Source organism: Streptomyces sp. NPDC001157 (assembly GCF_053598255.1).
In genome coordinates this window covers 18,118-41,736 of the sequence record NZ_JBSFJW010000015.1, presented here as the reverse complement: position 1 = coordinate 41,736, position 23,619 = coordinate 18,118, and the positions used below count along the sequence as shown (strand labels likewise).

Annotated in this window: 23 protein-coding genes; 12 read left to right on the top strand and 11 right to left on the bottom strand. The window is 70.0% G+C overall.

From position 1 onward, the window contains the following. Positions 1 to 16: 16 nt before the first annotated feature. The 3 genes from ACWDAG_RS25185 to ACWDAG_RS25175 all read right to left on the bottom strand — a co-directional run bounded on the left by ACWDAG_RS25185 (position 17) and on the right by ACWDAG_RS25175 (position 1,656). Entirely contained in the window at positions 17 to 499 is a 483-nt protein-coding gene (locus tag ACWDAG_RS25185; protein WP_450697822.1) for a succinate dehydrogenase hydrophobic membrane anchor subunit, read from the bottom strand. Positions 500 to 504: 5 nt separating this feature from the next. After that, positions 505 to 885 (bottom strand): succinate dehydrogenase, cytochrome b556 subunit, encoded by a 381-nt coding sequence (gene sdhC / locus ACWDAG_RS25180; protein ID WP_037884595.1) that lies wholly within the window; start codon positions 883 to 885, stop codon positions 505 to 507. A gap of 270 nt (positions 886 to 1,155) precedes the next feature. Continuing rightward, the gene (locus tag ACWDAG_RS25175) at positions 1,156 to 1,656 is read right to left on the bottom strand and encodes a 2-oxo-4-hydroxy-4-carboxy-5-ureidoimidazoline decarboxylase (protein ID WP_450697821.1); all 501 of its coding nucleotides are present in this window, start codon (positions 1,654 to 1,656) and stop codon (positions 1,156 to 1,158) included. A gap of 218 nt (positions 1,657 to 1,874) precedes the next feature. On the opposite strand from ACWDAG_RS25175, the gene ACWDAG_RS25170 reads away from it, so the two are divergent. The 3 genes from ACWDAG_RS25170 (at position 1,875) to ACWDAG_RS25160 (ending at position 4,759) form a co-directional block, all read left to right on the top strand. Next, positions 1,875 to 3,485: a family 20 glycosylhydrolase gene (locus ACWDAG_RS25170; RefSeq protein WP_450697934.1), complete on the top strand. Its 1,611-nt coding sequence runs from the start codon at positions 1,875 to 1,877 to the stop codon at positions 3,483 to 3,485. A gap of 107 nt (positions 3,486 to 3,592) precedes the next feature. Further along, entirely contained in the window at positions 3,593 to 4,096 is a 504-nt protein-coding gene (locus ACWDAG_RS25165) for a hypothetical protein (protein ID WP_450697820.1), read from the top strand. 96 nt (positions 4,097 to 4,192) lie between these two features. Continuing rightward, positions 4,193 to 4,759: a hypothetical protein gene (locus ACWDAG_RS25160; RefSeq protein WP_450697819.1), complete on the top strand. Its 567-nt coding sequence runs from the start codon at positions 4,193 to 4,195 to the stop codon at positions 4,757 to 4,759. Positions 4,760 to 4,896: 137 nt separating this feature from the next. Here the strand turns inward: ACWDAG_RS25160 and ACWDAG_RS25155 are convergent, their stop codons facing one another. Next, positions 4,897 to 5,391: a DUF1877 family protein gene (locus ACWDAG_RS25155; RefSeq protein ID WP_450697818.1), complete on the bottom strand. Its 495-nt coding sequence runs from the start codon at positions 5,389 to 5,391 to the stop codon at positions 4,897 to 4,899. Between the two features lie 167 nt (positions 5,392 to 5,558). Between ACWDAG_RS25155 and ACWDAG_RS25150 the strand changes: the two genes are divergently transcribed. Both ACWDAG_RS25150 and ACWDAG_RS25145 read left to right on the top strand, forming a co-directional pair. Further along, complete coding sequence (locus ACWDAG_RS25150) at positions 5,559 to 5,951, top strand: hypothetical protein (protein WP_450697817.1); 393 nt, start codon at positions 5,559 to 5,561, stop codon at positions 5,949 to 5,951. 106 nt (positions 5,952 to 6,057) lie between these two features. Next, positions 6,058 to 7,530, top strand: coding sequence for an MFS transporter (locus tag ACWDAG_RS25145; RefSeq protein ID WP_450697816.1), 1,473 nt, complete (start codon positions 6,058 to 6,060; stop codon positions 7,528 to 7,530). Positions 7,531 to 7,534: 4 nt separating this feature from the next. Here the strand turns inward: ACWDAG_RS25145 and ACWDAG_RS25140 are convergent, their stop codons facing one another. Then, entirely contained in the window at positions 7,535 to 9,763 is a 2,229-nt protein-coding gene (locus ACWDAG_RS25140; protein WP_450697815.1) for an N-acetylmuramoyl-L-alanine amidase, read from the bottom strand. 238 nt (positions 9,764 to 10,001) lie between these two features. Here ACWDAG_RS25140 and ACWDAG_RS25135 point away from each other — a divergent pair, with 238 nt between their 5' ends. From ACWDAG_RS25135 to ACWDAG_RS25120, 4 genes are all read left to right on the top strand, one after another. Beyond that, entirely contained in the window at positions 10,002 to 10,619 is a 618-nt protein-coding gene (locus tag ACWDAG_RS25135; RefSeq protein ID WP_450697814.1) for an RNA polymerase sigma factor, read from the top strand. A gap of 96 nt (positions 10,620 to 10,715) precedes the next feature. Further along, complete coding sequence (locus ACWDAG_RS25130) at positions 10,716 to 11,483, top strand: hypothetical protein (RefSeq protein ID WP_450697813.1); 768 nt, start codon at positions 10,716 to 10,718, stop codon at positions 11,481 to 11,483. Positions 11,484 to 11,867: 384 nt separating this feature from the next. Next, a complete protein-coding gene (locus ACWDAG_RS25125) occupies positions 11,868 to 12,530 on the top strand; it encodes an RNA polymerase sigma factor (RefSeq protein ID WP_450697812.1) in 663 nt (220 codons plus the stop codon). After that, on the top strand, positions 12,530 to 13,612 hold the full coding sequence (locus ACWDAG_RS25120) for a hypothetical protein (protein WP_450697811.1): 1,083 nt from the start codon (positions 12,530 to 12,532) through the stop codon (positions 13,610 to 13,612). The genes ACWDAG_RS25125 and ACWDAG_RS25120 overlap by 1 nt, the downstream gene beginning before the upstream one ends. 209 nt (positions 13,613 to 13,821) lie before the next feature. Here the strand turns inward: ACWDAG_RS25120 and ACWDAG_RS25115 are convergent, their stop codons facing one another. Then, the gene (locus tag ACWDAG_RS25115) at positions 13,822 to 14,649 is read right to left on the bottom strand and encodes a L,D-transpeptidase family protein (RefSeq protein WP_450697810.1); all 828 of its coding nucleotides are present in this window, start codon (positions 14,647 to 14,649) and stop codon (positions 13,822 to 13,824) included. A 241-nt stretch (positions 14,650 to 14,890) separates the two neighbouring features. On the opposite strand from ACWDAG_RS25115, the gene ACWDAG_RS25110 reads away from it, so the two are divergent. Together ACWDAG_RS25110 and ACWDAG_RS25105 are read left to right on the top strand one after the other, a co-directional pair. Next, the gene (locus tag ACWDAG_RS25110; protein WP_450697809.1) at positions 14,891 to 16,471 is read left to right on the top strand and encodes an acyl-CoA mutase large subunit family protein; all 1,581 of its coding nucleotides are present in this window, start codon (positions 14,891 to 14,893) and stop codon (positions 16,469 to 16,471) included. 96 nt (positions 16,472 to 16,567) lie between these two features. Next, positions 16,568 to 17,143, top strand: coding sequence for a Uma2 family endonuclease (locus ACWDAG_RS25105; RefSeq protein ID WP_450697808.1), 576 nt, complete (start codon positions 16,568 to 16,570; stop codon positions 17,141 to 17,143). Positions 17,144 to 17,146: 3 nt separating this feature from the next. On the opposite strand, the gene ACWDAG_RS25100 is transcribed toward ACWDAG_RS25105, so the two are convergent. Beyond that, positions 17,147 to 18,580, bottom strand: a complete 1,434-nt coding sequence (locus tag ACWDAG_RS25100) for an FAD-dependent oxidoreductase (RefSeq protein WP_450697807.1) — start codon at positions 18,578 to 18,580, stop codon at positions 17,147 to 17,149. 72 nt (positions 18,581 to 18,652) lie between these two features. On the opposite strand from ACWDAG_RS25100, the gene ACWDAG_RS25095 reads away from it, so the two are divergent. Then, positions 18,653 to 19,303: a TetR/AcrR family transcriptional regulator C-terminal domain-containing protein gene (locus ACWDAG_RS25095; protein ID WP_450697806.1), complete on the top strand. Its 651-nt coding sequence runs from the start codon at positions 18,653 to 18,655 to the stop codon at positions 19,301 to 19,303. Between the two features lie 37 nt (positions 19,304 to 19,340). Here ACWDAG_RS25095 and ACWDAG_RS25090 read toward each other — a convergent pair whose 3' ends face one another. The 4 genes from ACWDAG_RS25090 to ACWDAG_RS25075 all read right to left on the bottom strand — a co-directional run bounded on the left by ACWDAG_RS25090 (position 19,341) and on the right by ACWDAG_RS25075 (position 23,488). After that, complete coding sequence (locus ACWDAG_RS25090; RefSeq protein ID WP_450697805.1) at positions 19,341 to 19,736, bottom strand: hypothetical protein; 396 nt, start codon at positions 19,734 to 19,736, stop codon at positions 19,341 to 19,343. Positions 19,737 to 19,782: 46 nt separating this feature from the next. Continuing rightward, complete coding sequence (locus tag ACWDAG_RS25085; protein WP_450697804.1) at positions 19,783 to 20,907, bottom strand: acyltransferase family protein; 1,125 nt, start codon at positions 20,905 to 20,907, stop codon at positions 19,783 to 19,785. A 263-nt stretch (positions 20,908 to 21,170) separates the two neighbouring features. After that, positions 21,171 to 22,502: an alpha-2,8-polysialyltransferase family protein gene (locus ACWDAG_RS25080; RefSeq protein WP_450697803.1), complete on the bottom strand. Its 1,332-nt coding sequence runs from the start codon at positions 22,500 to 22,502 to the stop codon at positions 21,171 to 21,173. Beyond that, positions 22,502 to 23,488 carry a glycosyltransferase family 2 protein gene (locus ACWDAG_RS25075; protein WP_450697802.1) on the bottom strand — a complete coding sequence of 329 codons (987 nt, stop codon included), beginning with the start codon at positions 23,486 to 23,488 and terminating at the stop codon, positions 22,502 to 22,504. The genes ACWDAG_RS25080 and ACWDAG_RS25075 overlap by 1 nt, the downstream gene beginning before the upstream one ends. Positions 23,489 to 23,619 lie beyond the last annotated feature (131 nt).

The following is a 23,619-nucleotide window of genomic DNA, read 5'->3' as shown; positions in this document are numbered from 1 at the left end:
TGCCTCAGCCCCGTGCCTAGCGGATGTTCGGGTCGAAGGTGAAGATCACCAGCGTGCCCAGCAGGATGGTGAACACCGTGGCGGTGTAGAGCAGGCCCTTGAGCCACAGCCGGGTGTTCGCGCGCTCCGCGTAGTCGTTGATGACCGTGCGCAGGCCGTTGGCGCCGTGCAGCATCGCGAGCCACAGCATGAGCAGATCCCAGACCTGCCAGAAGGGGCTCGCCCAGCGGCCCGCCACGAAGGCGAAGCCGATCTTCGACACGCCGCCGTCCAGCACGAGCTGGATCAGCAGGTGGCCGAGGACCAGGACGACCAGCACGATGCCGGACAGGCGCATGAAGAGCCAGCCGTACATCTCGAAGTTGCCCCGGGTCGACTTCGGGGTCTTCTTGGTGCGCTTGCGCGGGGCCTCGATGAGGGGCGCCGGGTTGTCGACGTTGTGGACGGAGCCGCCCTCGACGGGGCCGATCCCGGACGCGGTGGTTTCAGTGGTGGCCATCGGTGTCAGCTCCCGAACAGTTCACGAGCGGCGTGACCGAGGACGGGGTAGATCGCCCCGAGCATCAGCACGACCCACAGGCCCACGACGGACCAGAGCATCTGCTTCTGGTAGCGCGGGCCCTTCGACCAGAAGTCGACGGCGATGACGCGCAGGCCGTTCAGTGCGTGGAAGAGGATGGCGGCGACGAGGCCGTACTCCAGCACAGCGACGATCGGGGTCTTGTACGTGGCTACGACCTTGTCGTAGTCCTCGGGGGAGACACGGACGAGAGCGGTGTCCAGCACGTGAACGAACAGGAAGAAGAAGATGAGGACGCCGGTGACTCGGTGAGCCACCCAGGACCACATTCCTTCCCGGCCGCGGTACAGCGTTCCAGCCGGCACGGAAGTCCCTCCGGGAGCGGGGATTGGGGCCGCGCCGGCTTTGCCTGTCGGTCGGGCCCGGCCGGGTACGGTCCACCGGCCCCCAGCATCGTAGCCAGCCGCTGGCTTGACGCTTACAGGGGGCCTACCGGTGTGATCAATGTGGCACGCGTTTGGCTTAGCGTTTGCGGCTTCTGGGGTGGGGTGTCCTGTTTATCTGCCGGGTGCGGGTTGTTCGTGGCTGGTCGCGCCCACGCGGCGGTAGCCGCAAATTGTCACAGCCCCGCGCCCCTAAAAGCACTCCACCAACCGGTGCCTTGCCAGGCGCCGGAGTTCTTCGGCTGCCACCACCCGCTCTTCCTCCGGGTCGTTTGTCAGGCGTGAGCGGATGCCTGCCAATACGTGGTCCAGGGTCTCGCTCGCGGACAGGCCCTCCAGGCAGATCACGAAGGCGTGGCCGAACTTTGCCTCGTATGCCGCATGCGCCGCCCTCAGGGCTGTATAGGCGACTGCGTAGGTTTCGTCCGGCAACGTCGGCAATGTCTCGGCCGCCAGGGCCTCCGACAGATCTGCCGGGCTCAGGTCGTACGCCGCCTCGTCCGATGCGGCGAGTAGGGAGTCGATGTCCGGGTACGGGCGATGGTCTGCCACCCGGTGGGCCCAGCGGAGGCTGCGGAGGCAGCCCAGCAGTAGGTTGCGGGCCTCTTCCGTGGGCGCGATGTTGAAGGCGTCCAGGATGGTGGGCAGCGTCGGTATGGCGGCGACTCGGCCAGGAAGGTGTGTGGGCGTCACGTGGGTTTCGGCAGAGGATGCTGTGAGAGCTGCGAGAGATGTGGTCTTACGTTATCGAGATTGGGCGTGAGGTGTCCGACGGATGCCCGAATTTCACCCGCAAGAGAGAGTTTTGGAATGCGTGGTGGACGCGTCGTGTTGTCTGTGGGCTTTAGGTTGACGCTGTGAGCCAGCACAGGCGCCGGTCTCCGGCGCAGAACGTGAAGCAGCGGCGGCGCATGATCATCGCGGGTGCGTTCGCCGGGACCGTCGCGCTCGGGATCGGCCTGGGGTTCTGGGCCTCCGGTGACGACAGCGGGCCGGCCGGGTCCGCGCAGCGGCAGTCGCCGTCCGCCGGCAGATCCGCGGCGGCTCCCAGCGCCTCGAACCCCAGGAGTCCGGCGCCGCGCCCGACCCGTTCGTACCCCCTGTCGAAGGCTCCGCAGACCATCCCCGCCGTGCGCTCCCACACCGCGGCGCGCGGGCCCGGCTGGCGTCCGGCGCGCGGCGAGCGGGTCGTCGTGAACGATGCCGATCTGGCCGACGAGGGGCGTCTGATCGCCGGTGAGCTGGGGCTGACGTACGCGGGTGAGAAGGACGACGTGCAGGCCGGGGACGTACGGCTGGCGCTGAACGACGGCGAGGGGGCCAACCCGGAGTCGTATGCGATGACCGTGCGCGGTGGGCGGGTGAACATCAGCGGGCCGACGGATGCCGGTGTGTTCTACGGCACGCGGACGCTCAAGCAGGAGGTGCACGGCGGGGGCACGGCGCCCGAGGGGGTCGTGAACGACCGGCCGGCCAAGGCGGTGCGCGGGTTCATGCTGGACATCGCGCGCAAGCACTTCACCGCGGGCTGGATCGAGGACCGGGTGCGGGAGCTCGGGGACCTGAAGTTCAACCAGCTGGGGCTGCACTTCTCGGACGACCAGGGGTTCCGGATCGAGTCCGACACGCATCCAGAGATCGTGTCGCAGCAGCATCTGACGAAGGCCGAGGTGAAGCGGATCGTCGATCTGGCCGCCAGTCGGCACATCACCGTGGTGCCCGAGATCGACTCGCCGGGGCATCTGGGTGCCGTCATCGCCGCTCATCCCGATCTGCAGCTGCGCAATGTGCGGGGCGTGGCGACGAAGGGGGCCGTCGACATCTCGAAGCCGGGCGCCGCCAAGATCGTCGACGATCTGCTCAACGAGTACGCAGGCCTTTTCCCCGGCAGCCAGTGGCATCTCGGTGGTGACGAGTACCTGGCGCTGATGGTGTCCAACCCGGCCGCCTCCTATCCGCAGCTGGCCGCCGCCGCTGTGAACAAGTACGGGTCGGGCGGAACCGTCTCCGATCTGACCACGGGGTGGCTCAACGACCGGGCCGACACCGTCCGGGCCCACGACCGGACCATGCGGGTGTGGAACGACGGCTTCTTCCGGGGGACGTCCGTGCAGCCCGCGAAGGATCTGCAGGTCGCGTACTGGACGGGCAAGGAGATCGGCGCGCGGCAGCCGGTCGAGTATCTGAGTGCCGGACGGAAGCTGATCAACTACAACGACGCGTTCCTGTACTACGTCCTCGGGCAGCCCAACAGGTTCTTCTATCCGACCGGGCAGCGGATCTACGAACAGTGGACACCGCTCGTCGTGCGCGGCACACAGGCGGTTCCGTCGCGGTACGACGGGCAGATCCTCGGCGGGTCCTTCGCCGTGTGGTGCGACCTGGCGTACTCCCAGACGCAGGACCAGGTCGCGGCCGGGATCCGGATGCCGCTGCGGGCGACGGTGCAGAAGCTGTGGGATCCGGGGCGGCCGGGGCTGTCGTGGACGCAGTTCAAGGCGCTGGCCGGTCGGCTGGGCTGAGCGCGCCCGGGCGCCCGCGGCTTTCTTGGTCCATACAGCTGCGAACTGTCGTACGACTGTGGTGTATTCGGCGCGAGCCGAAGCCGAGACAGCCGTGGGGGGCCGGGATGGGCTACTGGGGGTATTTCGTCGTGGGCCGCAGCGAGCGGCCGCTTGCGGAGTTCGACGCGCTCGCGGGGGCGAACGGCATGGCGCAGCGGTCGTCGGCGGCCGGTGGCTGGCAGGTCTGGGAGTTCCCGAGCGGGGACGGCGAGGTCGGGAACATGAACGTCCTCGCCGCCGAGACCGGGGCGCCCGCGCTCTTCGGGTACGTGATGGACAGCGCCTCGGTGGTGGTGGAAGCGGCGGCGCCCGAGAGCGGGGCCTGGACCACGTGTCTCGCGCGGGCCGCGATGGCCGGGTACCTCGGCGCCGCGAGCGAGGGGCTCACGATCGAGGACTACTTCCTGGAGCCGCGTGACGCGGTCGATCGGGCGGTCGCCTGGGCCGCCGAGGCGGGGCACGACGTGGACACCGGGCCGTTGCTGGACGTTCTGACCGCCGACGCCGATCCGTTGGCCGAAAACCTCTTTTTCCAGTTGCTCGACCGGCTCGGTGTGGTACCGCTGTGACACTCACGGGCCGTCGCACGCAGTAAGGGGAAGTGCGGGCTCCGTAAGGGAAGAGCCCTGCTGGGCCCGGTACGGGACCCGCAGAAGGAGGCGTGGATGAGCCTGGTGGAACTGATCGCTCAGGCCGACGAACGCGGACTGGCTGCCAGCGGGTTGGCTTGTTTGGATCGGTGTGTGCCGCTTCTGGGCGGTGACGACGAGATCCTGCGGCCGCTGTGGGCCAGCCTCGCGGACTCCGGTGACGTCGGTGAGTGGGGTGCGCGGCTGGAGCATGCGCGGCTGAAGCTCGCCGTGGGCGGGGAGTACGACGAGTCCGTCGAGGACGAGGCCGCGTTGCTGGCCCGGCGGATGCTGGCGGCGGCGCCGGTGGACCGGGCGCCCGCTCAGGTGCGGGTGTGGGCCGACGCCTGTTCCGTCGCTGCGCTGCAGATACATCGGCTGCTGGATCCCATGGACGATACGGCGTCCTCGGTCGACTCCCGGCGGGAAGGGCGCACGGAGGGGATGTCGCCGCTTGTTGCCGCGGAGTTGCGGCGGCAGGTCGCCGTACTTGAGTTGCTTGCCGGGCATGGTGCGGGTGGGTTGCGCCGGGCGCTGGAGGTGTCGGTCGAGGGGCGGCGGGTTTTGCAGGCGGTGGTGTCTCGGAGGGCGCGGCGCGGGTAGGGCGGTAACGGTTCGTGGGCGGGTGCGGGTTCGTCGTGGCTGGTCGCGCCCACGCGGCGGAGCCGCATATCGATACAGCCCCGCGCCCCTGAGAGACAACCCGCGCCCCAAGGCGAGCAGCGAACCGTGGCAGGCAGTCAGCGCAGCAGGCACTTCACCACTGCGTCGCCGTACTCGGCCGTCTGTCTGTAGAAGGCCGTCAGGTCGCGGTGGGTCGCGGTGAAGAGGGCCCGGGTTTCCTGTTCTGTGGCCGGGCCGCCGTAGCGCGGGAGGAGTCGGTCGCGGGCCAGGTGCCACAGGGTCTCGATGTCGGCCGAGGTGAGGAATGCCGCCACCCGGGCCGCCTGAGCCGCGGTCAGCAGGAGAAACGGTGGGTCTTCGGGGTCGTGGTGGGGGACCGGGCGGCCGCCGAGGACCACGTGGGTGCGGGGGCCCTCTTCGGCGCGGTGCGGGGGTGGGCCCGCGTAGAGGGTGTCGTGGTCGACGTAGTGGTGGTCCAGCATCTCCTCCCGGTGGCGGTCGATCCGTCGGCGCACGATGTCCCAGTCGTCCTGGAACAGCCGTTGCAGCCAGTTCGCGCTGTTGCGCAGGGCCGGGGGCGGCACCGCGCGGAGATGGAAGTACAGGTTCATCAGTGAGAGGAGCGCACGGAAGGGGCGAAGCGTCACTCCCGGGCAAAGCTCGCACGTGGGGGAGTCCTGTGACCGTCCTGCGGTGGCGGTGGGGCGGTACTGCGCCGGTATCGGGAACTCCCCGGAAAACGCGTGACGGATGGCCCGTCGGCCCCGCTCCTGTCTATGTGACTACCTTCCACGAGACCAGGCCGAGCGCGGCGACGAAGCCCGTGCGGTGGGCGGCGGACGCGGTCGCGGCGATGCGTGAGGGCGCACGGCTGCGCCTCGACTACTCGGCGCAGAGCCTGTGGCGCGTCGACCGGATGATCGAGGGGATACGGCAGGAAGGGGCGCCGTACGCCGCGGTGGAGAGCGTATTGCGCGGTTTCGGGGCGTACGCCGGTGAAGTGATCGTCCGTCAGGCCGGCGCGGAGTGGTGGGCGACCGGCGGCGACCACTGGATACGCACCCCGGACGGCCGGATGTGGGACCCCTTCGACGAGGCCCGGCGCTGCTGGAACGGGGACGGTTCGCTGCGGCTGCTGTGCCGGGACGCGACCGGCGGCTACCGAAGGTGACCGCGGCGGCAAAATCGCCGTAATAAGAGACGCTTGCGTTCCCAAACGGTGGCGGGTGGAGGGAGCATGGAGGCGACCTCGGGACGGTACGACTCGGGAGGCCTCCATGGCCGAGAACCGCCGTTGGTGGGCGCTGGTGGTCATTGCGCTCGCCCAGTTGATGGTCGTCCTCGACATGACCATCGTGAACATCGCCCTGCCGTCCGCGCAGGCCGCTCTGCACATGTCGGACGGGAACCGCCAGTGGGTCATCACCGCGTACACCCTGGCCTTCGGCGGGCTGCTGCTGCTCGGCGGCCGGGTCGCCGACCTGGTCGGCCGCAGGAACACCTTCGTGATCGGACTGCTCGGCTTCGCCGCCGCCTCCGCGCTGGGCGGGGCCGCCGTCAACTCCGGGATGCTGTTCGGGGCGCGCGCCCTGCAGGGCGTGTTCGCCGCGCTGCTCGCACCGTCCGCGCTGTCGCTGCTCGCGACGACGTTCACCGACCCCAAGGACCGCGGGAAGGCCTTCGGCATCTTCGGCGCGATCATCGGCGCGGGCGCCGCGGTCGGCCTGCTCGCGGGCGGCTTCCTCACCCAGTACCTGAACTGGCGCTGGTGCCTGTACGTCAACATCCCCATCGCGCTGGTCGCCTTCTTCGGCGCGCTGGCCCTGCTCGCGCCCGGCGAGCGCCACCCCGACGCGCGCCTCGACGTGCCGGGCGCACTGCTCGGTTCGGCCGGAATGCTCTCCCTCGTCTACGGCTTCTCCGAGGCGGAGTCCAGGAGTTGGCACGACGGGCTGGTGCTGACGCTGCTCGTGGGCGGGGTCGTACTCCTCGCGGCGTTCGGGCTGTGGCAGACGCGGGCTCGGGTGCCGTTGCTGCCGATGTCGGTGGTGAAGGACCGTCAGCGGGTCGGTGCCTTCCTCACCACGCTGCTGGTGACCATCGGCATGTTCGGCGTATTCCTGTTCCTGACGTACTACATGCAGGGCGTTCTCGGATATTCGCCGGTCAAGACGGGTGTCGCGTATCTGCCGATCACCGCCGGGATGATCGTCGGCTCGACCCAGATCGCGGCCCGGGGGCTGGGCAAGGTGCCGCCGCGGCTGCTGATGGTGCCCGGGCTGCTCGTGGCGGCGGGCGCGCTCGCGATCATCGCGCAGGTGGGGACCGAACCGGCCTACGCCTCGCACATCCTGCCCGGCATGCTGATGCTCGGGCTCGGTATGGGCACGGCGATGATGACGTCCGTGTCGCTGGCCACGGGGAGCGTCGCGCCGCGTGACTCGGGAGCGGCCTCCGCCACCTTCAACACCGCCCAGCAGGTGGGTGGTTCGATCGGTACGGCGCTGCTCAACACCATCGCCGCGACGGTGACGGCGCGGTATCTGACCGCGCATGCGGGGCCGGGCGTCGACCCGCGCTCGCTGCAGGCGGAGGCGACCGTGCACGGGTTCAACGTCGCCACCTGGTGGGCGATGGGGTCGCTGCTGCTGGCCGCGACGATCGCGGGCGTGGTCGTGAACGCGGACCGGGCGCCCACCCCGCAAGCTGCGCAGGAGCGGACGCCCGAACCGGTGGACACGGCCTCGTGAGCGGCTACTTGATGTAGACGAGGCCGTCCGTCGTGACCGTCGGGCGGCCGCTGGTGCCGACGACGACGATCTTCACGGTGTGCTTGGCGCTGCTGGACCAGGTCTTCGTCCAGATCGCCTGGCGGTACAGGGTGGTCGACGACCTCAGGTCGACGGTGCTGACCTTCACGCCGTCGACGTAGACGTACGCCTGACCGGAGGTGGAGGCACGGCTGACCACCCAGGAGGCCGAGCGGCCGGTGAAGGTCCAGGTCAGGCTCGCGCCCTTCGAACCGCTGGAGTACGACTTCCCGCCGAGGTAGCTGCTGGAGGAACGCGCCGTCCAGCTGCCGGACTTGGTGGCCGAGGTCTCCTGAAGGATCACCGGGGTGAAGGACGCGGACGAGGTACCGGTGTTGCCCGCGTAGTCGTACGCCTTCATCGACCAGGTGCTCGCGGCACCGGAGCCCGCCGTGCGGCTGGAGCTGGTGGTCGTCGGGCCGAAGGTGGCCGTCGTCGGGGTCAGCAGGCTCACCGACTTCAGGGCGGCGTTGTCGGTCGCCTTCCAGCCGAGGGTGACCGGGACGGCGCTGGTGTTGACCGTGCCGGTGCGCAGGGAGAGCTTCGGCGCGGTGGTGAAGGTCGGGGCGGTCGTCTCCGCGACGACGTTCAGCGCGGCGGTCGTCGTGGTCTTTCCGGACTGGTGCACGGCCCGCACGGCGACGGTGTGGGTGCCCGGGGCGAGGGTCGCGCCGACCGAGGTGGACGTGCCCGACGCGGTGGCGGCGACCTTGCCGTCGACCAGCAGCTCGAACCTGGAGATCAGCGAACCCGGCGTGGTCGTCGACCACTTAGCCGTGACGGCGCCCTTGGTGTAGTACGTCGAGCCGGACAGTCCCGCACCGGACAGCGAGGTGACCTTCAGGCCCTGCACCGGGCCGGAAGCCCAGGCGCGGACGGTCGGCAGCTGGGCGTAGAGGGAGCTGCCCGGGCACTGGGTGTTGTAGCCGTCGCGGTGGCCGGAGATCCGGTTGAAGGTGTACGAGTTGCCCGCGGTGAAGCTGGTCGCGAAGTAGTTCGTCTGGGTCGCGCCCGCCTTGAGCTGCACGGTGGTGGCGGGGTCGGCCTTGTACTGGCCGAGCTTCCAGGCCGCGATGCGTGCGACCGACTCCAGGGCCGCGTCGGTGGCGCCGGTGGTGGTGTAGTCACCGAGTACGGCGATGCCGGCCGACTCGCGGTTCCAGCCGTAGGTGTGGGCGCCGAGCACCGGGAGGTCGACGCCGCCCTTGCGGCCCTCGAAGATCGTGCCGCACTTGTCGACCAGGAAGTTGTAGCCGATGTCGTTCCAGCCGTTGGTCTGCGTGTGGTACGCGTAGATGCCCCGGACGATCGCTGCCGAGTCGGCGCACGAGTAGTCGTTCGTGCCGTCCGTGTGGTGCACGAAGACGGCCTTCACGTCGGCGTTGTACTCCGACGGATCGGGGCTCAGCGACTCGTCCGCACCCCAGTCGGCCCGCGAGACGAGCGGAGGCTCGGGCACGGTCGACGGCGGCGCGGTGGGCGTGGTCGCCGTGGGACTCGGGGAGGTGCCGGCCGAGGGCGACGTGCTGGTCGACGGGGAGGCGGAGTACGTCGGCGACGCGGAGTCGGTCGGGGACACGGAATCCGTCGGCGACACGGAATCCGTCGGCGACACGGAATCCGTCGGTGATGCGGAGTCCGTGGGCGTCACATCCGCCGCGTACGCGGCCGGCTCGGCCTTCTGCTCGGCGTCGGTCGCCACGCCCGGGTCGACCAGGTTGACCTCAAGGCCCTTGGGCAGGCCGGAGCTGGTGGAGCCGTCCTGGTGGACGACCTGGACCTGGACACCGTCCGAGGGGCCGACCCACAGGGGCTCGGAGGCACCACGGGCGCCGGCGCCCGCCTCGGGGTCCTCAAGCGGGTCGACGTTCGCCTCGAGGTCCTTCCAGGCGGTCCACTCGCCGGTCTCGCTGCTGCGGGTGCGCACCTGTGCCGTGCCGTGCAGCCGCTTGCCCGCGTCCTTCCAGGAGACGCCGAGCATCGAGAACTGCTCGGTCTCCGTGCGCGGCAGCTCTCGCTTGCCGGCCGCCGTGCTCTTCAGGGTCAGGTCATAGACCTTCACCGGCCGCTTGGGCTGGCCGTGCCCGGAGGACGGCCCGGCGACGGCGTACGTCGCCACACCCCCGCCGCCCAGTACCACCGCGCCGAGCGTGATCCACGCCCGGCGCTTCATGCTCAGCGGTCTGTACGCACGCGTACCGCGAGGACTCACTTACCCCACCCCTAGAAAAAAGACCATGACTGCCACACCTGTCACAGAACAGATGGCACTTACACACAGCGCGGGGCTCTGACCAAACGTCACTGCACAGCCGGCAGGAGTGTCCCGGGGGGCCTGTGACACTTCCGTGATGCCTGACGCAGTCTCTGACGTACCACTTGCATCACTCGTACGAACAACGAGGACAGTGTTGGGCCAGGGACGCGAACCCCGCCGAGGAAGGGCGTACGACGGGGAGCTGGGCGCGGCCGTCGCGCGGGCCCAGGAGGGCGACGAGGCCGCCTTCGCGGTCGCCTACCGGATCGTGCAGCCCGGCCTGCTCGGCTATCTCCGCGGGATCGTCGGCGACGACGCCGAGGACGTGGCGTCCGACGCCTGGCTGGAGATCGCCCGGGACCTCGGGCGCTTCAAGGGCGACGGGGCGGGCTTCCGCGGCTGGACCGCGATCATCGCCCGGCACCGCGCCCTGGACCATCTGCGCCGGCAGAAGGTGCGGCCCCGGTCGTCGGCGCTCGAGCAGGACGTGCTGGAGCTGCCCGGCCCGCACAGCACCCACGACCAGGCCCTGGAGGCGCTCTCCACCGAGCGTGCCCTGGAACTGGTCCGCAGCCTGCCCCGCGACCAGGCCGAGGCCGTACTGCTGCGCATCGTCGTCGGTCTCGACGGCCCCGCCGCGGCCCGAGTCCTCGGCAAGCGCCCCGGGGCGGTGCGCACGGCCGCGCACCGGGGGCTGAAGCGCCTCGCCGCCAGGCTGGACGCCCCAGGTGTGACGAATGAGGACCCCCGGACGCTGGGGGAGTCGAAATGAACGTCGACGACGGAATGAACGTCAAGGACGGAATGAACGTCAACGACGGCAGGGACGGCCGCGAGGGCCGGCCGTCGGACACGGATGGATACGGACATGGGTGAACGGCAGAGCGACGGCAGTGCCCCCGGCGGCCGTTGGCGCGTGCACCCCGGCGGGACCGTGTCGGGCACCGAGGACTGGCCTGCCGGCACCGTACTGGAGGCGCTGCTCGCCGACACGATGCGCTCGGGCGCGCTCGACACCGACGCCGAGCAGCGGGCGGTGGCCGCGTTCCGGGCCGCCCGCGACGCCGGGGCGCTACGCGCGCGGACCCGGCGCCGGGACGACTGGCGCCCGCGTGAGCACGGCCGGGCCCGCCGCTCGCTGCGGGCCACCCTGACGCTGGCCCTGGCCGGACTCACCATGGGCGGTGTCGCCTTCGCGGCGATCGGCTCGGTCGGCGGCTCCTCGCACGACGACGGGCAGGCGGCCCGGCAGCGGCAGCACGCGCCGGCCGGGCCCTCCACGACGGCCTCCCGCACGCCCGGTGCCGACGCCACGCCGGACCGCCCGGACACGGCGAAGGACACCGAGGCGCACTGCCGGGCGTACCAGAAGAAGGTCGACGGCAACGGCAAGGCGCTGGACTCGACGGCCTGGCAGCGGCTGATCGCGGCCGCGGGCGGCGAGGCGAACGTCACTGCCTACTGCGCCGAGCAGCTGGGGAAGGCGACGGCGACCCCCAAGCCGGGCAAGGACGACAAGACCCCGAAGGCCGAGAACACCCCGAAGGCCGACAACACCGGTAAAGCCGATACCTCCGGCAAGTCCGAGAAGTCGGATAAGGGCGCCGACAAGGCGAGCGGCAAGGCCGGCAACTGACCGTCGGCTGAAGGTACGGGCGGGCGGCACAGCCGACTCCGCATGCCCCGGCACGGCCCTCGCGCCCCGGACGTCTGCCGTCGGAGGCGGCAACCGAAGCAACGGCCGGGGCCGCCACCCCCCACAGGAGAGGCCCCGGCCGTCGCGCGGTCGGGCCGCGCGGCGGCCCGTACTCTCTACAGCGTCGTGAGTGCGGTATCTGTCACACCCCGGGTACAGCGCGCCCCTCCGTGAGGTGGTTGCATGGGGTACGGACATGGACGAGCGGCGGTTTCAGGTCGTAACGTGCCTTTCGCGCCGGGCGCGGAAGACGAAACGACCATCGCAGACCATCGCAACGATCGGCGGCCTCGACGCCGCAACCATCGAACGAGGAACCATCGGGTGCTGGGGGACGACGCGGAGCTGACCGCCGCGGTGCTTGCGGCACAGGACGGGAACGAGACCGCGTTCCGGACTGTGTACCGAGCCGTGCAGCCGCGGCTGCTCGGGTACGTCCGCACGCTCGTCGGCGATCCGGACGCCGAGGACGTCGCGTCCGAGGCGTGGCTGCAGATCGCCCGTGATCTGGACCGGTTCAGCGGCGACGCGGACCGCTTCCGCGGCTGGGCCGCCCGGATAGCCCGCAACCGCGCCCTGGACCACATACGGATGCGCGGCCGCCGTCCGGCGATCGGCGGGGACGAAACGGAACTGACCGGCAGGGCCGCCGAGTCCGACACCGCCGGCGAGGCCATGGAGTCCCTGGCCACCGACCACACCCTCTCGCTGATCGCCCGGCTGCCGCAGGACCAGGCGGAGGCCGTCGTGCTGCGCGTGGTCGTGGGCCTCGATGCCAAGACCGCCGCCGAGACGCTCGGCAAGCGCCCGGGTGCCGTACGCACGGCGGCGCACCGCGGTCTGAAGCGGCTCGCGGAACTGCTCGGCGAGGATCCGGAATCGAGCGTCGGCCTGGACGGGCTGCCGCTCCAGAGGGAACCGCGCGGCCGCGCGGTGACGTCCGCGAGTGTGACGCAAAGCGTTGCGCGGACGCAGAAGGACATGTGATGGCCGACGAGCGCTGTGCCTTTCCGGGGGATCCGGAGTCCGCCGACGGCTTCGCTGCGGTCCCGGCCCCCGCCCGGTGGCTGGACCGCGAAACGGCGGAGCTCCTGCTGCGCGGAGAGTCACTCGAAGGTGTCGACCCCGCCTCCCGCGACCAGGCCGAACGGCTCGCGAAGACCCTCGACGGGCTGATCGTCGAGTCCCCGCTGAGCAGCGCCGAGCTCCCGGGCGAGGCCGCCGCGCTGGCCGCCTTCCGCGCGGCCCGGTCCGGCGTGCTCCCCGAGCAGGCCGCCGTCGGGCGGCACCGTTCCCGCCCCAGGACCTCCGATGTCGGGCTCGTCCGCATCGGCGGCTCGGCCCCGGCCCCCCGGCGCTCCCGCTGGGGCAGGCCCGCGCGCTTCGGGCTGACGGCCGCGCTGGCTGCCGGCATGGTCGGCGGCGTCGCGTTCGCGGCGACGACCGGAGTGCTCCCGACGCCGTTCGGCCACGACGAGCCCGGTCCCGTCGCCTCCGTCTCGGTCGGCGCCAGCCCCGACCGCCCGCTGGTGTCGCCCTCGCAGAACAGCGCCCTGGGCGACCCCGTCCCCGACGGCTCCAGCTCCCCTTCCGTCGGCCCGACGACCCCGCACGACTCGGCCGACGGCAGCTCCTCGGCCAAGCCCGGCTCCGGCTCCGACGACGCGCGGGCCACCGGCGGAGGCTGGTGGCTGGGGGCCCCGTCGGCCTGCCGCGACGTGCGCGACGGCAAGGAACTCACCGCCGACCGCAGGCGGGCCCTGGAAGGCGCGGCGGGTGGCTCCGGCGCGGCCCGCGTCTGGAAGTACTGCAAGAACGTCCTGGGCGCCGACGGCGCGCCCCGCGGCGGCGACGGCAAAGACGGCAACGGCAAGGGCGACCGAGGCGGACAGGGCAACCAGAACGGCAAGGGCGGCGGCGACCAGGGGGACAAGGGCGGTGACGGCGACGGCCATCACATAGCCCCCGGCGCCCCCACTCTCACACCGTCCCCCCTCCCGCCGCTGCTGCCGAGGCGGCTGGTGACCACGCCGACGCTGTCGCCGAAGCCGACGTACAGCGTGCTCTAACCTGCGGTTTTGTAATTCGCGGAATTTTCTTCGGCGCGCCAGTAACGTTTTCGGCCCCAACCGCGCAGTACTGAGTGAGCCGACTGGTCATCGGCCGTCGCACAGAGCCGGGGTTCCCCCCGTACCTACGGCTCGTGCATCGGCGCGGGCGGGACACGTTCCCCCGGTTCCGCCCGCGCCCCACTCACTTTCTCTCCCGGCTCCGGGACTCACCGGTACACGACGACCTTGTCGCCGTTGTTCACCTGCGCGTACAGATCCGCGATCGCCGTCTCGTCCCGGACGTTGACACAGCCGTGCGAGCCCCCGGCGTAACCGCGGGCCGCGAAGTCGTACGAGAAGTGCACGGCCTGGCCGCCGCTGAAGAACATCGCGTACGGCATGGGCGAGTCGTAGAGGGTCGACCAGTGGTGGCGGGACTTCCAGTACACGTGGAAGACGCCCTCGCGGGTGGGCGTGCCCGTCGCGCCGAAGCGGACCGACATCGTCGACACCGTCCGCCCGTCGATCATCCAGCGCAGGGTGCGGCTCGTCTTGTCGATGCACAGCACCCGCCCGGTCAGACAGCGCGGATCGGCAGGGCCTGCGGGCTGGCCGCCCATCAGGTACAGCTCCCACTTCCCGGGCTCGTGCGTCATCTTCAGCAGCCGCTGCCAGGTGACGGTGTCCGTCTCCCCGGTCTTCGGCAGCCCGCGCTTGCCCTGGAACCCCTTCACGGCATCCTCGGTCAGGTCGTCGTACGTCCCGGTCGGACCGTCGTAGAGCCAGGCGACCTGACGCAGCCGGGCCTGGAGTTCGCGTACGTCGTTCCCGGAGTCGCCGCGGGACCACAGCACGGCGGGGCCGACCGTCGAGGGCGACGCGCTCGGCTCGCCGACGGAGCCGGAGCCGGATCCGGACCTGCCGGAGGGGGCCTTGCCGCTCGGCAGCTGGATGTGCACGGGGGAGTGCCCCTTGCCGTCCGTGCCCTGCACGGTGCAGCCGCACACGGTGACGAGGGCCGCGAGTGCCGCCGCAGCGGTGACCGATCTCCCCATGCCCGTCATACGCACAGCGACCCCCGTCGTCTCACCGGTGCACCCGACAGCCCGCGTGTCACCTGAGATGCTGCCCGCGGATGACGGGTTGCGAACGGCGGGGCATGGTTGTGACGGAGACCGCAAAACCGCTGTGAGGAAGCTCCCAGCGTGCTCCTCTCCACCGGCTGCACGCACCCCGCTACAGTCCGCAGGAGGGTCGGTCTGTACTGCCCAGTAACTCAGCGGGAGGCATCACACCATGGCGCGCGAGTCGGAGTCCGGACTGCCCATCGAACCGGTCTACGGGCCTGAGGACCTTGCGGGCTGGGACCCGGCCGAAAAGCTGGGCGAGCCCGGCCGGTACCCCTTCACCCGCGGCGTCTACCCGTCGATGTACACGGGCCGTCCCTGGACCATGCGCCAGTACGCCGGTTTCGGTACGGCGGTGGAGTCCAACGCCCGCTACAAGCAGCTCATCGCCAACGGCACGATGGGTCTGTCGGTCGCCTTCGACCTGCCGACCCAGATGGGCCACGACTCCGACGCCCCCATCGCGCACGGCGAGGTCGGCAAGGTCGGCGTGGCGATCGACTCCGTCGAGGACATGCGGATCCTGTTGGGCGGGATCCCGCTGGACAAGGTCTCGACGTCGATGACGATCAACGCGCCGGCGGCCCTGCTGCTGCTCATGTACCAGCTGGTAGGCGAGGAGCAGGGCGTGCCGGCCTCCCAGCTCACCGGCACGATCCAGAACGACGTGCTGAAGGAGTACATCGCGCGGGGGACGTACATCTTCCCGCCGAAGCCCTCCCTCCGGCTGATCGCCGACATCTTCAAGTACTGCAAGTCCGAGATCCCGAAGTGGAACACGATCTCGATCTCCGGCTACCACATGGCCGAAGCGGGTGCCTCCCCCGCGCAGGAGATCGCCTTCACCCTGGCCGACGGCATCGAGTACGTCCGCACGGCGGTCGCCGCCGGCATGGACGTCGACGACTTCGCGCCCCGGCTCTCCTTCTTCTTCGTGGCCCGTACGACGATCCTCGAAGAGGTCGCCAAGTTCCGTGCGGCCAGGCGTATCTGGGCCCGTGTGATGAAGGAGGAGTTCGGCGCGAAGAACCCGAAGTCGCTGATGCTGCGCTTCCACACGCAGACCGCGGGCGTCCAGCTGACGGCCCAGCAGCCGGAGGTGAACCTGGTCCGGGTCGCCGTCCAGGGCCTGGCCGCGGTCCTCGGCGGCACGCAGTCCCTGCACACGAACTCCTTCGACGAGGCGATCGCGCTGCCCACCGACAAGTCCGCGCGCCTGGCCCTCCGTACGCAGCAGGTGCTGGCCTACGAGACCGACGTGACGGCGACCGTCGACCCCTTCGCGGGTTCCTATGTCATCGAGAAGATGACGGACGACGTGGAGGCGGCCGCCGTCGAGCTGATGGCCAAGGTGGAGGAACTGGGCGGCGCGGTCAACGCGATCGAGCACGGCTTCCAGAAGTCCGAGATCGAGCGCAGCGCCTACCGCATCGCCCAGGAGACCGACTCCGGCGAGCGGGTCGTGGTCGGCGTCAACCGCTTCCAGCTGGACGCGGAGGAGCCCTACGAGCCGCTCCGGGTGGACCCGGCCATCGAGGCCCAGCAGGCGGAGCGGCTCGCCAAGCTGCGGGCCGAGCGGGACCAGTCGGCGGTGGACGCGGCCCTGGACGCCCTGAAGAAGGCGGCGGAGGGCGAGGACAACGTCCTGTACCCGATGAAGGACGCGCTGCGGGCTCGCGCGACGGTGGGCGAGGTGTGCAATGCGCTGCGGGAGGTCTGGGGGACGTACGTACCCTCGGATGCCTTCTGAGCTTGTCTATTACTCCGTACGGGTGATCACGGGCAGTATCCGCCCCTTCCCAGTTACCCTCGTGGAGAGTGCTCCCGAAAGGAGGTCGCCGTGGCTGTGATAGAGCGCGAGATGACGATCGCTGAGGCTGCCGACCGTGTCTCCAGCTGGTTGCCCGGACACCGAGTGGAGATCCTTCGAGGGAGCATCATCGTGACGCCGCCGCCGGACGGGCCACATCAGGGAACGGTGTTCGAAGCTGGTTACGAGATTCGCCGGGCCGGGGCGAAGGAGGCGGGCCTCAAGGTGCTTCCCGGCATCGGACTGTGGCTGCCGACCAGTCCTGCCGATTATGCGATCCCGGACTTGTCCGTCGTCGAGGCCGATTACCAGGACGCGCTGGTTCAGAAGAACTGCTATGCCGCGCATGTCTTCCGCATGGTGTTGGAGGTGACGTCTTCCAACTGGACGGACGACACAGCCAACAAGGTCGAGATCTACGCTGAGACGGGCATCCCCGTCTACCTCGTAGCCGACCGCAGACACGACGAGGTTCTGCTCTACACCGACCCGGTCGACGGCAAATATCCGGACCCCATCCGTTACAAGCGCGGCGAGTCCGTCCCCGTCCCCGAATCCGTCGGCGTAACCCTCGAACTCTCCGTCGACACCCTCCTCGACGGGGACGACTAGCGACTAGCGGAGGCCGAACCGCCCGAGGTGGTCCGCGAGTCCGGCCGCCGAGTCGCCCGTCCAGCCGACGTATCCGTCCGGCCGTACCAGGAACAGCCCCTTCCCGTACGGCTCCTGGGGTGAGCCCTGCACGACACGCATCGCTTCTCCGGCCGCGCCGGGCGCCTGCACGCCCAGCGCCACCAGCGTCCAGTGCGGCCCCTGGAACGCGTCGAAGAGCCGTACCTCCTCGATCGTCGTGTCCGGTGCGCGGTCGCCCGCCCGGACTGCCCCGGCCTCCGCCCGCGTGTCCTCCGCCAGCGACGACTCCCGGTATCCCAGCCCCAGTTGGACCGTCGCCGCGCCGCGTCGTACCTCTCCGCGGTGGATGCCGGTGGAGATGCCGAGCATCTGCGCCGCGATGGGGCGCCGCTCCTCCTCGTAGGTGTCCAGGAGGGCCGTGTCCGCGCGGTCCTGCAGTACCGCACCCAGCTTCCAGCCCAGGTTGTACGCGTCCTGGACGCTGGTGTTGAGGCCCTGGCCGCCGGCGGGGGAGTGCACGTGCGCCGCGTCTCCCGCGAGGAAGACCCGGCCGGAGCGGAAGCGGTCCGCCAGGGCCGCGCGGGGGCGGAAGTCCGAGGCCCACCGGACCTCCGTGATGTCCTCCGGCGCCAGGTGCGAGCGTGCGGCGGCGACCTTGCGGATGCCGTCCAGGGACAGGTCCACCTCCGTCCCCTCCGGGAACTGGGCGACCAGCTGGAAGTCCTCCGTGCCGGCGAGCGGGCAGATCGCCATGTAGCCGCCGTCGCCCTCCGCGATCGGCGGGAAGACGTGCCAGTTGTCGCGGTCCAGGCCGGTGATCCGGACGTCGGACACCAGAGCCGGCTTCGGGTCGACCGTCTCGCCGGTCATGCCGATGCCGAGCGCGCGCCGTACGGCCGAGCGTCCGCCGTCGGCGGCGACGACGTAGCGTGCGCGGAGTTCCGTCCCGGACCCGAGGTGCACGCTGACGCCGTCCTCGTCCTGGTCGAGCCCGACGACCTCCCGGCCGAACTCCACCCGCCCTCCCAGCTCCTCCAGCCGCGCGAACAGGATCTCCTGCGTCCGCCACTGCGGCACCATCCACGGCTCGGTGAACGCCGAGTCGCCGACCGCCTCCTTCACCTCGTCCGCGTCGAACATCCGGTGCTCGCCGACCCGTTCGCCGTCCTGCCAGATCATCCCGACGGGGTAGCGCCCGCCGGCCGCGAGGATCGCGTCCAGCACCCCGAGATCCTCCAGGACCTCCATGGTGCGCGGCTGCAGACCCTTGCCTCGCGAGCCCGGGAACAGCCCGTCCGCCTTCTCCACGACCAGTGCGTCCACTCCCCGGCGGGCGAGGTCCACGCCGAGGGCCAGACCGGTCGGGCCCGCCCCCACGATCAGGACATCGATCACGCCGTCCACGGCACGACTCATGATCCACTCTCCTTAACGCTGTTAAGTGCTGTCGACTCCGAGAGTGCCCTTAACGCTGTTAAGCTGTCAAGCGTGAGTACGGAACGACGCACGCCTCTCGACCGCAAGCGGGTCGCGGACACCGCCCTGAAGCTCCTGAACGAGGTGGGCCTGGACGGGCTGTCCCTGAGGGCCATCGCCAAGGAACTGGACGTCAAGGCGCCCGCCCTGTACTGGCACTTCAAGGACAAGCAGGCGCTGCTCGACGAGATGGCCACGGAGATGTACCGGCGGATGGTCGCCGGGACCGCTCTCGACCCGGACGACACCTGGCAGGAGCGGATGACCAAGGCGAACCGGGGGCTGCGGGAGGCTCTGCTCGGCTACCGCGACGGCGCCAAGGTCTACAGCGGCGCGCGCTTCACCGGCACGGACCACGCCCGCGAGATGGAGCAGAACCTACGGTTGTTCACGGCCGCGGGATTCACCCTCACCGAGGCCGTCCGCGCCAATCAGACCGCGTACGCCTTCACCATCGGTTTCGTCACCGAGGAACAGGGCGTCCGCCCGCTGCCGGACGAACGCCGCGAAGGCTACGACGTGGCCGAACGGGCCCGGCTGCTCGCCGAGTTCCCGCTCTCGGCGGCCGTCGGCGCGGAGCTCTTCGAGGACTACGACCGGCACTTCGAGGAGGGGCTGGCGCTGATCGTCGCGGGGGTCGGGGCGCGGTACGACGTCTGTTGAGCGGCGCGGTCCGGCGTTCCTCCGCCGTCGGACCGGTTCACTTCGCCAGGACGAACGCCAGGAAGATCATGCCGATGACGGACACGTACATCGGCCAGAGATAGCGCTTCGGATACTCGTATGTCTCCCGCCGGACGCCCCGGCGCCACTCGTCGCCGTAGGTCCGGAAGAGCTTGCGAAGCGGGAAAAAGCCCATCGCGAGGCCGGTCCAGGAGAAGGAGTACAGGACCAGCATCTGCCGTGCGTTCCAGTGTTCTGGCTGGGCGCTGCCGACCGGAATCATGCCAAGGCAGCAGACGACGGACATGACCAGGAAGATCACCGTCACTATGCGTGGTGGGCGCATCCACCGGTCGACCGCGAGACAGAGGAGGAACGTGGCGAAGGCCGCCATCAGGATCAACCAGCCGAGGGGGAGCTGCGCGAGCATCATCAGTCCGTTCGAGGGTGCGCGAGGTCCGGCGTCCGGTGTGCGGGCCTCAGCGCGGCCCGGACAGCGCTGCCCGCAGTCTCGGCGTCAGCTGCTTCTCGACGTAGCGGTTCAGCAGCCAGGCCAGCAGCAGCATCGACGCGACCGTCAGGGCGAAGGTCGCCGCCGACGGCAGGCCGAGGCCGATGTGCAGGGCGTGGATCACCACCCAGCCCAGGTGCTCGTGGACCAGATAGAACGGGTACGTCAGCGCCCCGGCCACCGTCAGCCAGCGCCAGTTCGCCCAGTTCAGGCAGCCCAGGGCGATCGCGATGACCGCGACGAAGCCGAAGGCGACGACGAGAGTGATGCCGAGCGAGGAGCGGTGGGCGAAGGCGTTCGGGTCCGAGGCGTTCCACAGGCTGCGCACCGCGTAGTGCTGCCCGATCAGGAAGCTCACGGCCACGATGCCCCAGGCGTAGACGTCACGCCGGTCGCGGTGCAGGAGGTAGATCCCGACACCGCCGATGAAGAGGGGCGCGTACTCGGGCATCAGCACGATGTCGAGCAGTGGCATCTTCGCGCCCTGCGCGATCGCCGCCGCCAGCGTCCAGCACGCACAGAACATGATCACGCGGCGACGCGTCGCCCCGGGCAGTACGACGCACAGTGCGAACAGCGCGTAGAAGCGGATCTCCGCCCAGAGCGTCCAGCACACCCCCAGCACCCGGTCCACACCCAGCGGTTGCTGAAGCATCGTCAGGTTCACCAGGGTGTCGCTCGGCGACAGGGCCTTGTAGGCGACCATCGGCAGCGCGAACACCGCCGACACGATGAGTATCGCCGCCCAGTAGGCCGGCAGCAGACGGGAGGCGCGGGAGGCGAAGAACGACTTCAGGGGCCGGCCCCAGCCACTCATGCAGATCACGAATCCGCTGATCACGAAGAAGACCTGGACGCCGAGGCAGCCGTAGGAGAAATAGCCGTGCAGTGTGGGGAACTCGTGCTTGGCGGAGGTTCCCCAGGCTTTGGTGACCTCGCCGCCGCGGCCGCCGTAGTGATACGCCGCCACCATCAGCGCGGCTATCAGTCGCAGTCCGTCCAGGGCGCGGAGCCGGGTTTCGCGGGGCTGTGGCCGTGCCGCCAGTTGGTGCACCGGCGCGTCGGGCACGGGCCGGGCGGTCGTGCTGGTCACTGAATTCCCCTCGCTGGGCGTTCACTCTCACGGATGCCTCACAGCACATTAGTCCGATTCGTAGTGATGCCTTGGCTGGGAAGTCGACGATTTGCCGTGTGGTCCCGGTGAGTTCACCTGGGTGTCGTTTTGACTTCTTGAGTTCACTCGGAATTCCCCTCACCTCGCGGTGAAGGGGCGCTGCGGCCATAGGGAGGGGGCGGCACGGAGAGAGGGGCACCCACCGGAGTGGGTGCCCCTCTCTCCGTGCCGCCCTACGCGCCTTATCGACCTACGGCCTTCTTCAGCGCCCGCGCCCGGCGGACCACCCGGCGGGCCGTGGAGTTGCGGGGGAGGAAGGCCAGGCGCTCCGGAATGCCGCCCGGCAGGCCGAGCGCGGTGAGGCGCCTGCGCCTGAAGTAGCGCTTGGTGCGCGGGGAGAGGTGCTTGGAGAGGTGGCGTTCCGCCTCCGTACGCAGATGCGGGTAGATCTGGGGCTGCATGGTGTAGCTGAGCGTGCCGAGCAGGCCGTCCAGGGTGCTCGCGGGCAGCGTCTTCTCGCCCTTGCCGCCCTCCAGGTCCGGCAGCAGCGCGTCGGCGAGGACGACCGGGACCCGGTTGCTGTTCTGGAACGGCGTGAGGCGCTCCAGGAGCTGCTCGGTGCCGATCCGGGCGACCGGGAGGCCGTAGAACGCGGACGCGGTGAACAGGGCCGTGGAGAAGCAGCCGACGACCAGGCCGGGCGGCGACTTCTCGAACAGCACCTCGGCGAGCACCGGCAGGTCGAGGACCGTGAGGTCGACGCCCAGCTGCGCGGCCTCCGTCTCCAGCGCGCGGCTGTAGCGGGCCGGTGCGGTGGGATGCGGCTTGAAGACGATCGCACGGTGCCCGCGTTCGACCGCCCCGCGCATCATCCGCACATGCAGGTCCTCCTCCTCCTCGGGGGAGAGGATGCCCAGCGCGGACAGGTACTGCCCGAGCAGCAGCGCCGAGTTGTCGGGCAGGACGGGCAGGTCCTCGACGGAGGAGGTGAGTTCGCCCATCACCTTCAGGAAGGCCTCGCTCGGTACGAGCTCCGCCGGTACGTCGAACTCGGTCAGCAGTCTCGGTGTCAGATCCGGGACCAGGTCCAGATGGAGCAGGCGCCGTACGCGGGTGCCGACCAGCGGGTCGATCTTGTTGCGGGTGGGGCCGTAGCTCATCAGGCCGTCGGCGTAGACGTCGACGGGCGCGTCGGTGAACAACTGGGCCACGGTCAGCGCAGGGGTGACCTGGATGGACTCCAGGACCAGCTCCACGCGGTCGTCACCCAGGTCCCACAGAAGCCGCAGATAGCGCTCGAAGAGCGGGATGTCGTCCTGACGCGGGGCCCAGGCGCCGGGGTGGAAGGGGCGGATGGCCTCGTTCCACGACAGTACGGAGTCGAAGTGGTGGCGCAGCGGTTCAAAGCCCGGCATCTCGTCGACCGGCAGGGTGATCTCCGGCGTCGCCGAGTTGTTGAAGACCAGCAGCAGGCTGCGGTCCTCCGCCTCGAAGCAGTCGGAGTCGATCGCGGCGGCCACGGTGGCGGCGCCGTACAGGGTCGAGACGCAGTAGATGCGGGTGGTACGGGGCATCAGGCGGCCGCCTTCGCTGTCGTGATCCGGCGCCGCAGCCGCCGCAGCTTGGAGGAGCGGTGCAGGTCCATCGTTTCGAGTACGTCGCCGAGCATGTCCTGCGGCAGGCGCTTGATGGCGGCCGCGCTCCTCGCCCGCAGCTCCCGGTACACGGACGGCTCCCACTTGTCCTCGTCCGAGACGTGGTGGGCGATGATCGCGCAGTACGTGCGCACCGCCTTCGGCAGCAGCCGGTCCGCGTCCGGGTCCTTGGCCGTCTCCTCTATGACCTGGTCGAAGGCGCGGATGAAGTCGAGCTGGCGGACGTCGCCGATCTGTGTCAGGGAGGAGGCCACCCCGCGCCGGTAGAAGACGCCGAGCAGGCTCACCACGGCGAACGACTCCGCCTCGCGGTGCAGCTTCCAGATCCACGGCCGGTCCTCGGCCGTGCGCAGCCCGTCGGTGAAGTGCAGCAGCCCCTTGTCGAGGAGCCGGCGGTGGTAGGCGCCCGCCCAGGCGAAGGCGTAGTCCACGGAGGTCGAACGGTCGGCGGGCAGGATCGCCTCGCGCGGGTTCAGTGCCTCCCAGCGGCGCCCGATGGGGACCCTGTTCACGCTGCGCGCGCGTGCGGTCGCCTGCACATGGTCGGTGCGCACGAAGTCGACGCCCAGCCCCTCGATGGCCGCGACCAGTTCGGCGAAGTAGCCGGGAGCCAGCCAGTCGTCGCCGTCCAGGAACGTCAGGTACTCGCCCTGCGCCGCGTCCAGGCCGGTGTTGCGGGCGGTGGCGAGTCCCCCGTTCTTCTCATGGCGGATATACCGCACCTGCGCCACGTCGGAGAGTTCCTCGGCCGCGCGTTCGAGAATCGCCGGGGTTTCGTCCTTCGAATGGTCGTCGACCAGTACGAACTCGAAATCCCGTCGCGCGTTCAAGCGAAGGCTTTTGAGGGTGTCCGGGGCGTATTGCTGCACGTTGTAGAACGGCACGATCACGGAAAGCTTTGGCACGCGAGAAAGCGTAGGAGGCAGTCCGGCGGCGTAACTTGCCGGTGCCCGTACAGAGGGTGAACTCAATGTGTCGGAACGGTGCATCGCCTGTAGCTCCGGGGATTTGGCGGGCCAGTTCGGCTCTCGGCGGG